Here is a 10,571-nt window from a genome sequence, read left to right as displayed (position 1 = left end):
CCGGCATGCCGGTGTCATGATGCGGCCGGGACACGGACGAGGAGGGCCGGCCCCCCGGCCCTTCCGGTGCGGGCCGGCTCTCCTCCGGGCTCATCGCCTCAGGCGGTCACCGCATCGAGACTCCGGACGGGTTCGGTCCGCACCTTCGCCAGGGCCACCTCCGGAGCAGCGAGCTCCCGTGGGTCGGGGCAGGCGCCCTGGCTCAGCCAGCGTTTGCCGGCCATGGCCTCGCGCGGAGAGGCGAGGGCTTCGACGGAGGTCAGCCGGCCTTCGCCGTCGAGGTGGAAGACGGCGAACGAGCCGGTGGCCTCGTCACCGCGCACCACACGGGTGTCTTCCTCGCCGCGCATTCCCACGATCTGGATCTTCGTATCGAACTGGTCGGACCAGAACCAGGGTGCGGACTGCCGCGGAACGGGCCGCCCGCACACGGCCGCGGCGACCTGGTCGGCCTGCTCGTTGGCGTTGGCCACGCTCTCGACACGGCGCCGGCCGGGCTGTCCGGGGACCGGCCGTACGGTGACGTCGCCGATCGCGTACACGGCAGGGTCCGCGGTACGGCCTGCGGCGTCGACCTGGATGCCGCCCTCGCAGGCGAGTCCCCCCTCCCGGGCCAGGGTGTCGTTGGGGACCGCTCCGACGGCCACGAGCACGGTGTCGCAGGCGATCACGCGGCCGTCGCCCAGTTCCACGCCGTCGACCCGCCCCTCGGCTCCCCGCAGCCGCGTCACCTGCGCGCCGGTGTGCAGCCCGACGCCGTTCTCCCGGTGCAGGCGTGCCACGGCGTCCGAGACGGGGGCCGAGGCGACCCGGGAGAGCAGCCGCTCGCTCCCCTCGACCACTTCGACGTCCACGCCCAGGCCACGCGCGGTCGCGGCCGCTTCCAGGCCCAGATAGCCGCCGCCGATGACGACGAGGCGTTCACTGCGGGCGAGGTCCTGGCGCAGGGCGGCGGCATCGCGCCGGTCCCGCAGGTGGTGCACACCGTTCAGGTCGGCTCCGGGCACGGGCAGGCGCCGGGCGCTCACCCCGGTGGCCAGGACGAGGTGTTCGTAGGGAAGGGCACTGCCGTCCGCCAGCAGGACGCGGCGGTCGGCGAGCGCGACGGCGGTGACGCGCGTGGAGGTGAGCAGGGTGATGTCCTGGTCCCGGTAGAACGTCTCCGCACGCAGTGGCAGTTCGTCGTCGGACCCGCCGGCCAGCCACTTCTTCGACAGGGGCGGCCGGTGGTAGGGGGCGGTGTCCTCGTCTCCGACGAGGGTGACGGGCCGGTCGTAGCCGTGGCGGCGGAGCAGGGCGGCGCAGGTGGCACCGGCCTGTCCGGCTCCGACGATCACGACGCCCGGACCGGTCGGCGTATTCATCAGTGGTTCACCTCTGTTCGGTGTGGTCAAGGACATTCACCTGCGCGGCCGGAGCACCGGGCACTGCCGGCTGCCCGGAAGCCGGGCACCCCGGCGCGGGGGCAGCGCGACGGACCGCTCGGGCCTTCTCCGGCTCCCCGTGGCGGCGGCCGCGGCAGCGGGTGCGGATCATCCGGCTCCCTCCGCGACGAGGTCCAGCGCCTGCCGCGTGGTGCGGATGTCCGCGCAGCAGGCCGCCAGGGAGTTCACCGCGGCATTGTGCTCGGCGTCGCTCATGGCCGCGTTCGCGTCGCTGACGAGGATGACGCGGAAGCCCAACTGCTGGGCGTCCCAGGCCGTGGCCGCGCTGCAGCAGTCGGTCAGGGTGCCCGAGACGAGCACGGTGTCGATGCCGCGTTCGGTGAGAAACCGCAGGAGGTCCGAGGAACCCGGCGTGAAGGCGCTGAAGCGGGTCTTGTCCATGAGGACGTCCGGGTCCGCGGTCCTGAGGCCGGGGTAGAGCGCGTGGCCGTGGGAACCGGGCTGGAACAGGGCCACCTCCGCGCTGCCGGCCGCGGCGCTCTGGAAGAGTTCGAAGTAGACGGGCCAGTCGCTGGTCGACCGCGTGGTGAACCGGAGGTAGACGTTCGTTCCGCCGTGGGAACGGACAGCCTCGCTGAGGGCGTTGATGTGGGGGACGACGCTTCTGGCTTCGGGGACTTCCATCAGCGCGCCCTCCTCCACGAACCCGTTCTGCATGTCTATGACGAGGTGGGCCGTGCGCGACGGGTCCAGGGTGGTGAACGCGAACTCGCGCCCGCCCTTCAAGGCCCTGTAGCGGGCCCGGACCGTCGGGTCGATGACGGTGTCGTGCATCTGGTGCTCCTTGGCGTCAGTGCGGCGTGCGCGCCTGGTTGACGGACAGTCGTTCATCGAGGGGGTCCGCGAAGTAGGTCCTCCCCTTGGTGGCCACGGCCATGGCCACGTGCACGCCGAACGCGACGGCGAATCCGATGTAGGCCGACAGCCCCTTGAGTACGGGGTTGGTGGCGAGAAGCCAGATCAGCGAGGCACCGACGGTGCCCGTCAGCAACGCGGTGACACCGACGGCGTTGTAGCGGCGCAGCTGGCTGCTGCGGTACTCGACGGGACCGGTCACGATCTTCAGCAGGCCGCGGACCACCGTGATGTCGGCCACCACGCAGGCGACCCAGGCGAGCAGGAAGATCCCCGTCCATTCGAGGAACACGTTCAGGTTGCCCAGTACGTCGAACCACATCAGCAGGATCGAGAGGGCGGTCACGACGAGGAGCCAGAACCGGCGGCCCAGTCTCCGGGTGCCCACCGCCTCGGAACCGGAGGCGAACACGACCGAACTGATGTGCAGGTTCGTCAGGTTCACGCGGACCTGCGAGATCCAGGCCAGTGCCACACCGGGGAGCAGTCCCAGCAGGCCCACGAAGTACACGGACGGACTGAACTCCCCCATGACCAGCGTGAAGTACATGCCCAGGGGGATGGCGAAGAAGAAGAGCAGCACATAGGGAAGCACGACCGAGTACACGGCGCTGCGCCTGAACCGGTCGGCGCGGATGAACCGGTTGTAGTCGCCGGCCTCGAAGGGGTTGATGCCCACGGTGCCGGCCAGTCCCGCCACGACGCTGATGGTGCCGATGACACCTCCGACCGCGCCGGGCGGCATCGCGTTGAACATTCCGGACGGCATGCCGTCGTTCCGGTTCCACGCGATGACGATGGCCGCCACCAGCAGGACGAAGTAGACCGGGATCGTCCAGATGAGGATCTTCGTCATCGAGTTGATGCCGTTCCACGCCATGGGCAGGAACACGAGACCGACGAGGATGAACCAGATCTGGTCCGGCAGGTCCCAGATCAGATCGATCGAACTGGCGAGGATCTGTCCCTCGGTGCCGGCGTAGATGACGAAGGTGCCCGCGTAGATCACGGTGGTCAGCACCGATCCCACGGAGCCGAACCCGGCTCCCCGGGTCAGCAACTCGGAGGTCAGTCCTTCACGGGACGCGGTGCGCGCGACGACGAGCGCGAGCACGATCAGGACGGTGAAGGAGATGATCAGGCCCATCCACGTCGCCGCGGCCCCGTTCATGGTCAGGTAAAGACCGCCGACCAGGGGGAAGAAGAAGGCCGTGACGAAACCGACCAGGACACTGAAGATCGATCCGGCACCGCGTCTCGCCGAGTCGGGGACCCGTGATCGGGCGTAGTCGTCCTGGTCGTGGACAGCGTCCGGGGGCGGACCACCGGCCTGTCCTGCTCCGGCGGTGACGGTTGCTGCAGAGCTCTGCGGGGTCATCAGCGGTTTACCTCCCGAGCGGGGAGCCGGAGCACCAGGGCGCCGCCGGCCACGAGGAACACAGCGCACAGCGTCAGGCCGTGCACGGGTGAGGCGGTCAGGTCGCGGAGCCGGCCGAGAAGGCAGGTCGCGAGGAAGCCGCCGAGATGGGCCATCGAGGTGGTCAGGGCGATGCTGATCGGGGGAAGCAGTGCCTTGCGCGCGGATCGTGGGGCTCGCGTGCCCCGGCACCGTGCCTCGCCGCGTGGATCGGTCTCCGGAACTCCGCCGCCCCGGCTCCTCCTCCGTACGACGCTCCCCCACCGCCTGTGGGGGGAGGCTCCCCGGCACCGGACCCCGCTCCCTGAGCCGGTCCGGTCCGGTCGGAAAATCCTCTAGCTCTGGGTCTCCGGAAGATGCACGACGAGGCCGTCGAGTTCGTCGGTCACGGTGATCTGGCAGCCCAGGCGGGAGGTGGCGGTCCGCTCCTCGGCGAACTCCAGTGTCATCTCCTCCTCTTCGCCGGCCGGTGCGAGGGTCCGCGTCCAGGCGGCGTCGACGTGGAGGTGGCAGGTGGAACAGATGCAGTTGCCGCCGCACTCCCCGATGATCGACGGGAGTCCGTTGCGTACGGCGAGCTGCATGAGGTTGGTGCCGGTCTCGGCGTCGAGGGTGTGGGCGGTGCCGTCGTGCTCGACGAAGGTGATCTTGGGCATGTCGAGTCCTCTCACGGATCGGGGTGCGGTCTGGCCGGCGGTCCGGCGGATCAGTGACGCCACGGTGATCCGCCGGACGGGCACGGGAGGGGACGTGTCAGGCGTGGACCGTGTCCATGACGCGGGGTGCCTGCTGCGGCGGCACGTCCTTGGCGATCCACTGCTCGACCATGCGGCGCATCCGGATCGGGGCCCGGTCGATGGCGATGCGGGCCTTGCGCCGGTCGGGGTGGGCCAGCTCGTTGATCTGGATGGCTTCGAGGACCGCCTTGTCCTCCGCGAAGGCGATGCGGAACTCGTCGGAGAGCGCCTTGTTGGTGGCCTCGTCGACGGGGAAGTTCTTCACGTGCATCCAGTGGTCGATGGAGGTGTGCGCGTCGACCGGGGTGATGAAGTGGCAGGCGAAGATGCGCATGCCCTCGTCGCGGTGGTCCTCGGGGTTCGTCCTGCCGCTGTCGAGGGAGCCGAAGTCGATGACGGCGATGCTGGGCGCCAGGTAGTGGTAGTAGTGCCAGCGGTCGACGTTTCCGGCGAAGTTCCCGAACTTGGCGAACAGCGGGATGGGCGGGGCATCGTTGATCCAGCGCCAGGTCACCAGGTCGTCGCCGCGCAGTTCGGTGCTGACGGGGACGTCCTCGCCGGCCTCGTTGCCGAGGGTGGACAGGTGGACGAAGTTGACGTGGGCGGGGTCGCAGAGGTTGTCGGCGAGGCTGAGGTAGTCGGCCTCGATGCGCAGGGCGTCGCCCTCGGCCACGTTCCAGGCCTCCGAGTGGTACTCGGGCAGGTCGAAGACCAGGTCGGTGTCGGCGAGCTCGGGATCGCCCATCCAGATCCAGACCAGGCCCATGTTCTCGTGCGTCGGGTAGGTCGTGACGCGGATGTCCGGGACGGGACCGGACTGGCCCGGAACGCGGATGCAGCGTCCGCCGGACTCGAAGGTCATGCCGTGGTAGCCGCACTCGACGGCGTCGCCCTTGAGCCGGCCCATGGACAGCGGCAGCAGCCGGTGGGGGCACATGTCCTCCATGGCCGCGACCTTGCCGTCGGCCGTGCGGTAGAGGACGACGTCCCGCTCGAGGATGCGGTGCCGGGACAGCTCCCCGGTCACGTCACGCGACCAGGTCAGCGGATACCAGGTGTTCTTCACGTATTCGGCCATACGAAGCTCCTGGGAGAAAGCGGGGGACGGGGGATCGCGGTCATCCGCGTCGGGGTGGCCGCGCAGGAACGCCGGGACGGGGCGCTGGGCCCGGAGTACGGCCCGTGGAACGGTGCCGTACGGGGCCGAGGTGAGTAATCCGAGCACGTACTAGCGCCGGAAGCAAGGGTCTCGACAGCCTGAGACCTCCGCGAAATCCACCCCAGGTCTCGGCAACACTCCTTGAATGCCAAGAGTCTGCCGATCGCCTTCGACCAGGCACAGAGCACTGAGGCTCAGTGGATTCCCGCAGCCCGACCCCTTGCAATCCGAGATCGTACGTGCTCGGATTATCTCGGCGGGGCGGGTTCGGCCGGGCCGCTCCCAGAGCCACAGTCCCGCACTGCCCGAGCCGTTCAGGCCCGTCCTCGCACTTTCCGCACCTGCCCCGAACGACCGCGCCCCGCGCCCCCGGTGTCCCGAGGGGCGGCGCCCGCACCCCTGGAGGGACGCCCATGTTCGACTTCTCGTCCGTCGACCTCCTCGACGCCTTCACCCGCGAACTGCAGCTGTGCAAGGTCCGCGAGGGAGAGCACGTCGTCGTGCTCTCCGAGCCGGGCAGTCGCGGCGACTACGTCGCCGCCGCGTTCGGCGCCGCGAAGACCCTCGGCGCCCACGTCATCTCCGCCACCGTGCCCGGCGGCAGCCCGGCCCCGCTCCCCAGCACCCACACCGGTGCGGGCCCCGGCTTGAACTCCGTCCTCAACGACACCACCGCGCAGGACCTGCTGAAGTCGGCCGACCTGGTCGTCGACCTGACCCGCGAGGGGTTCATCCACGCCCCCGTGCAGCAGGAGATCCTGAAGACCGGCACCCGCATCATCTTCATCTGCGACGCCCCCGACGTCCTCATCCGCAACCTGCCGGCCGAGGGGGACAAGGCCCGCGTCCAGGAAGGCGTGGACAAGGTCGAGAACTCCTCGGTGATGCGCGTGACCTCCGCCGCCGGCACCGATCTGACCGTGCAACTGGCCGACTCCCACCCCGAGTTCCAGACCGGGTTCGCAGACGACCCGGGCCGGTGGGACCACTGGCCCAGCACCATGGTGCTGTGCTGGCCGGAGATCTCCGACGGGCAGATCGTGCTGGCCGAGGGGGACATCCTGCTGCCGTTCAAGGAATACGTGCAGCGCCCGGTCACCCTCGAGATCGCCGGCGGCCACATCCAGAAGGTCACCGGCGGCGCCGAGGCCGAGCTGCTGAACACCTTCTTCGACGACTCGCGCGACCAGTGGGCCCGCAGTCTGTCCCACATGGGCTGGGGCCTGATGCGCAGCGCCGACTGGTTCGCCACCGCGATGTACGGCAAGGACCAGCTGATGGGTATGGACGCCCGCGCCTTCGCCGGCAACTTCCTGTGGTCGACCGGCCCGCACCCCCACCTCCAGCGCGACTCCTACGCCCACCTCGACATCGCGATGCGCGGCTGCACCGTGACCCTCGACGGCACCGACGTCGTGACCGCCGGCCGCCTCGTCGAGCGCTGACCTCCGCCCGCGCCGTACTCCAGGAGGAACCCATGGCTCTCAGCCAGTCCTACGAAATCACCGTCGTCGGCGGTGGCCTGGGCGGTCTCACCGCCGCCCTCGCCCTGCGCAGCAAGGGCTTGCGCGTCACCGTCCTCGAGCAGGCCCCCGAGCTGGGCGAGGTCGGCGCCGGCATCCAGACCGCGCCGAACGCCAGCCGCATCCTGACCCGCCTCGGGCTGCGCCGGCAGCTGGAGGCCATCCGCACCGAACCGCAGGACCAGGTGCGCCGCCGCTGGAAGGACGGCAGCATCATCGGCCTCACCCCGCTCGGCCGGCGCGTCCAGGACGAGTTCAACGCCCCCTACTGGCACTACCACCGCGCCGACCTGCACCGCGTCATCCTGGACGCCTGCACCGACCCGCTCGGGCCCGGCCCGGCCGTCCGCGTGCACACCGACAGCCGCGTCGTCGACCTGGACCGCACCGTCCCGGAGCGTCCCGTGGCCGTCACCCAGAACGGCACCCGCCACGAGGCCGACATCCTCGTCGGCGCCGACGGCGTCCACTCCCGGGTGCGCGACCTCATCGGCGCCGAGGACACCCTGGTCTTCTCCGGCGACATGGCGTTCCGCACGCTCATCCCCGGCGACCTGCTCCACGCCGACCCGGCCACCCGCTTCCTGTTCGACCGCTTCCAGAGCACCATCTGGTACGGGCCCGGACGGCACCTGGTGCACTACCTGATCCGCGGCGGCGAGTCGCTGAACATCGTCGGCTGCGTGCCGTGGCAGGAGGAGTACGGCGAGAAGAAGGTTTTCGCCGGCACCACCGAGATGCTCGTCGACGCCTACGCCGACTGGGACGACCGCGCGCCGGCCATGCTGTCCAAGGCCAAGGGCGACATCACCTGCTTCCCCCTCTACCACCGCCGCCGCGACCCGAACTGGATCGACGGACGTGTGGCCCTGCTCGGCGACGCATGCCACGCCATGCTCCCGTACCAGGCCCAGGGCGCCTCACAGGCCATGGAGGACGGAGCCGTACTGGCCGAGGAGCTCGGCGCGGTGACCCGCGACGGCATCGACGAGGCCCTGCAGCGGTACGTCAACCGCCGCGCCCAGCACGCCGGCATGGTCCAGCAGGCGTCCCTGCGCAACCAGACGTTCTACCGCGTCCCCGACGGCCCCGAGCAGCAGGCCCGCGACGCCAAGCTCGGCGAGCTCTACGACGGCGAGTCGGACGTCTCCTACGACTGGCTCTGGCGGGGCACTCCGCTGGACGCCTCCGACGACGAGTCGTTCGCCTACCGCCACCACCACTGACCGGCGCCCTGGAGGTCCCCGTGCCCACCCCCTACGATTCCGACACCGACCGCGTCTACGAGCACGCCGGGTTCGGCGCCCCGGTCCGCCGGGGCAGCCGCCCCGCCCTGATCGTGGTGGACCTGACCCGCGGTTTCACCGAGCCGGAGTTCCCCACCGGAGGCGACCTCACCACGACCGTCGAGGCGACGGCGGAGCTGGTCGCCGCCGCCCGCGCCGGCGGCGTCCCGGTGGTGTGGACCGTCATCGCCTACACCCCGGCCGAAGCCGACGGCGAGGCGATCACCTGGTTCGCCAAGGCGCCCGGCATGCGCGCCCTGCGCGAGGGCAGCGAGGCCGTCGCCCTCGACCCGCGTCTGCCGTTCGCGCAGCAGGACCACCTGATCGTGAAGAAGGGTGCCTCCGCGTTCTTCGGCACCCCGCTGGCCTCGCTGCTCACCGGCCTCGGCTGCGACACCGCCGTGATCTGCGGCGCCACGACCAGCGGCTGCGTACGTGCCAGCGCCGTGGACGCCGTGCAGTACGGATGGCCCGTACTGGTGCCCGCGCTCGCCTGCGGCGACCGGGCCGCGGGCCCGCACGAGGCCGCCCTCTTCGACATCCAGGCCAAATACGGTGATGTCGTGGGCCACGACGACGTGGTGAAGTATCTGATGACGAAGGGAGCCTGACCGTGGCAACCATCCCGAAACCCGGACCGGCTCCCGCCGAGCAGTCACTGCGACCGCCGCGCCCGCCGCAGCGGTATCTGACCCAGCGCGCCCTGGCCGACCTCGCCGAGGTGCCGGCCCGCAGTCGCTGGGTCCGCAACGGCGACGTGCACCTGCACGTCCTGGACTACGGCGGCCCCGGCGTCCCCGTACTGGTCCTGCCGGGCATCACCAGCCCGGCGATGACCATGGACTTCGTGGCACGTGAGCTGAGCGACCTGGCACGCCCGATCGTGCTGGACATCCGCGGGCGCGGGCTGAGCGACTGCGCCGAGGACTACTCCCTCGAGGCACTCGCCGCCGACACCGAGGCCGTGATCGAGCAGCTGGAACTCGCCGGCACGGTCCTGCTCGGCCACTCCATGGGGGCCCGTGTCGCCGCCGCCACCGCGGTGCGCGGCAAGGTCGCACTGGGCGGCACCCTGCTGGTCGACCCGCCGATGAGCGGGCCCGGCCGCGGACCGTACCCGACCACGCTCGCCGCGTTCACCCGGCAGCTGTTCCAGGCCCGGCGCGGCACGGACGCCGACGAGGTCGCCGCGTTCTGGCCGACCTGGCCGCGCCGCGAACTGGAGCTGCGCGCCCGCTGGCTCCCCAGCTGCGGCCTCGAGGCCATCGAGGGCGCCCACCACGGTTTCGAGAGCGAGGACTTCTTCGACTGGTGGCCGCGGGTGCCCGGCCGCACGACCCTGTTGTACGGTGCGAACAGTCCGGTCGTCACCGCCCAGGGCGCCGCCGAGGCGGCCGCGGGGAACCCGGACGCCACGACGGTGTGCATCCCGGACGCCGGGCACATGGTTTTCTGGGACAACCCGCAACCGGCCCTGCGGCTGCTGCGCGAAGCCCTCGTACGAACCATCGACCCGACGCCCGGGGACACCCCGGGCCCCTCACACGACAGCGGTGCCATGGCCTCCTCCTCAGCTCCCCGCGCCACCGACGGCCTCGCCGCGCCCGAGGAGCTCACGCACGCGCCCGGCTACCTGGCCCGGCGCATGTACCAGGCCTACCTCGCCGCCTGGCTGCACAACGTGGACGCGACGCTCACCGGCCCGCAGTTCGCCGTCCTGCAGATCACCGGCGAGAACCCCGGCTCCGACCAGCGGTCCATCGCCGCCCTGGCCGCACTGGACACCTCGACCATGGCCGACGTCGCCCGCCGCCTGGAGAACCGGGGTCTGCTCTCCCGTACTCCCTCGCCCGCCGACGCGCGGCGCAAGCTCCTCGATCTCACCCCCGAGGGCCGTGCCACCGTGCAGGCCGCCAATCAGCGGGCCCGCAAGCTCGACGAGGAGCTGCTGCGGCCCGTCCCGCCGGAGCAGCGCGCCCAGGTCCTGGCGTACCTGTCGACGCTGGCCGACCACTGGGAGCAGCTCGGCCAGGAGAGCTGACCCCCGGCTTTCCCCGCCACTCCGCCCGGCGGGCCCGCCGGTCCCCGCCACTCCGCTCACCGGCCTCCCTGCCCCGCCCCGGCGGGTCCGCCGGGGCGGGGCAGGGAG

General features: G+C 71.0%; 10 protein-coding genes. 4 read left to right on the top strand and 6 right to left on the bottom strand.

The features are described 5' to 3' along the window. Window positions 1–98 precede the first annotated feature (98 nt). The 6 genes from AOK11_RS30620 to AOK11_RS30600 all read right to left on the bottom strand — a co-directional run bounded on the left by AOK11_RS30620 (window position 99) and on the right by AOK11_RS30600 (window position 5,532). Window positions 99–1,364, bottom strand: coding sequence for an NAD(P)/FAD-dependent oxidoreductase (locus AOK11_RS30620; RefSeq protein ID WP_055596948.1), 1,266 nt, complete (start codon window positions 1,362–1,364; stop codon window positions 99–101). Between the two features lie 168 nt (window positions 1,365–1,532). After that, entirely contained in the window at window positions 1,533–2,219 is a 687-nt protein-coding gene (locus tag AOK11_RS30615) for a cysteine hydrolase family protein (RefSeq protein ID WP_055596947.1), read from the bottom strand. A gap of 16 nt (window positions 2,220–2,235) precedes the next feature. After that, on the bottom strand, window positions 2,236–3,678 hold the full coding sequence (locus AOK11_RS30610; protein WP_055596946.1) for a purine-cytosine permease family protein: 1,443 nt from the start codon (window positions 3,676–3,678) through the stop codon (window positions 2,236–2,238). Continuing rightward, window positions 3,678–3,833, bottom strand: coding sequence for a hypothetical protein (locus tag AOK11_RS43090; protein WP_157869483.1), 156 nt, complete (start codon window positions 3,831–3,833; stop codon window positions 3,678–3,680). Before AOK11_RS43090 ends, AOK11_RS30610 begins: the two co-directional genes overlap by 1 nt. Before the next feature lie 219 nt (window positions 3,834–4,052). After that, window positions 4,053–4,373 (bottom strand): 2Fe-2S iron-sulfur cluster-binding protein, encoded by a 321-nt coding sequence (locus tag AOK11_RS30605; protein WP_055596949.1) that lies wholly within the window; start codon window positions 4,371–4,373, stop codon window positions 4,053–4,055. Window positions 4,374–4,470: 97 nt separating this feature from the next. Continuing rightward, the gene (locus tag AOK11_RS30600) at window positions 4,471–5,532 is read right to left on the bottom strand and encodes an aromatic ring-hydroxylating dioxygenase subunit alpha (RefSeq protein WP_055596945.1); all 1,062 of its coding nucleotides are present in this window, start codon (window positions 5,530–5,532) and stop codon (window positions 4,471–4,473) included. Window positions 5,533–6,026: 494 nt separating this feature from the next. Between AOK11_RS30600 and AOK11_RS30595 the strand changes: the two genes are divergently transcribed. From AOK11_RS30595 to AOK11_RS46495, 4 genes are read left to right on the top strand one after another with little or no spacing between them, the layout of a single operon-like run. Then, window positions 6,027–7,058: a 2,5-dihydroxypyridine 5,6-dioxygenase NicX family protein gene (locus AOK11_RS30595; RefSeq protein ID WP_055596944.1), complete on the top strand. Its 1,032-nt coding sequence runs from the start codon at window positions 6,027–6,029 to the stop codon at window positions 7,056–7,058. Window positions 7,059–7,090: 32 nt separating this feature from the next. Further along, window positions 7,091–8,362, top strand: a complete 1,272-nt coding sequence (locus AOK11_RS30590) for an FAD-dependent monooxygenase (RefSeq protein WP_055596943.1) — start codon at window positions 7,091–7,093, stop codon at window positions 8,360–8,362. Between the two features lie 20 nt (window positions 8,363–8,382). Then, a complete protein-coding gene (locus AOK11_RS30585) occupies window positions 8,383–9,033 on the top strand; it encodes an isochorismatase family protein (protein WP_055596942.1) in 651 nt (216 codons plus the stop codon). 2 nt (window positions 9,034–9,035) lie between these two features. Continuing rightward, a complete protein-coding gene (locus AOK11_RS46495) occupies window positions 9,036–10,463 on the top strand; it encodes an alpha/beta fold hydrolase (protein ID WP_063793547.1) in 1,428 nt (475 codons plus the stop codon). Window positions 10,464–10,571: the final 108 nt, after the last annotated feature.

Source organism: Streptomyces hirsutus, assembly GCF_001418415.1.
Lineage (GTDB): Bacteria > Actinomycetota > Actinomycetes > Streptomycetales > Streptomycetaceae > Streptomyces > Streptomyces hirsutus.
This window is presented reverse-complemented; position numbering and strand designations above follow the sequence as displayed.

Excerpts from the sequence above, each read along its gene's own strand:
- AOK11_RS30620 (WP_055596948.1), bottom strand. The coding sequence starts at position 1,364 with ATGAATACGCCGACCGGTCCGGGCGTCGTGATCGTCGGAGCCGGACAG.
- AOK11_RS30615 (WP_055596947.1), bottom strand. The coding sequence starts at position 2,219 with ATGCACGACACCGTCATCGACCCGACGGTCCGGGCCCGCTACAGGGCC.
- AOK11_RS30610 (WP_055596946.1), bottom strand. The coding sequence starts at position 3,678 with ATGACCCCGCAGAGCTCTGCAGCAACCGTCACCGCCGGAGCAGGACAG.
- AOK11_RS43090 (WP_157869483.1), bottom strand. The coding sequence starts at position 3,833 with ATGGCCCATCTCGGCGGCTTCCTCGCGACCTGCCTTCTCGGCCGGCTC.
- AOK11_RS30605 (WP_055596949.1), bottom strand. The coding sequence starts at position 4,373 with ATGCCCAAGATCACCTTCGTCGAGCACGACGGCACCGCCCACACCCTC.
- AOK11_RS30600 (WP_055596945.1), bottom strand. The coding sequence starts at position 5,532 with ATGGCCGAATACGTGAAGAACACCTGGTATCCGCTGACCTGGTCGCGT.
- AOK11_RS30595 (WP_055596944.1), top strand. The coding sequence starts at position 6,027 with ATGTTCGACTTCTCGTCCGTCGACCTCCTCGACGCCTTCACCCGCGAA.
- AOK11_RS30590 (WP_055596943.1), top strand. The coding sequence starts at position 7,091 with ATGGCTCTCAGCCAGTCCTACGAAATCACCGTCGTCGGCGGTGGCCTG.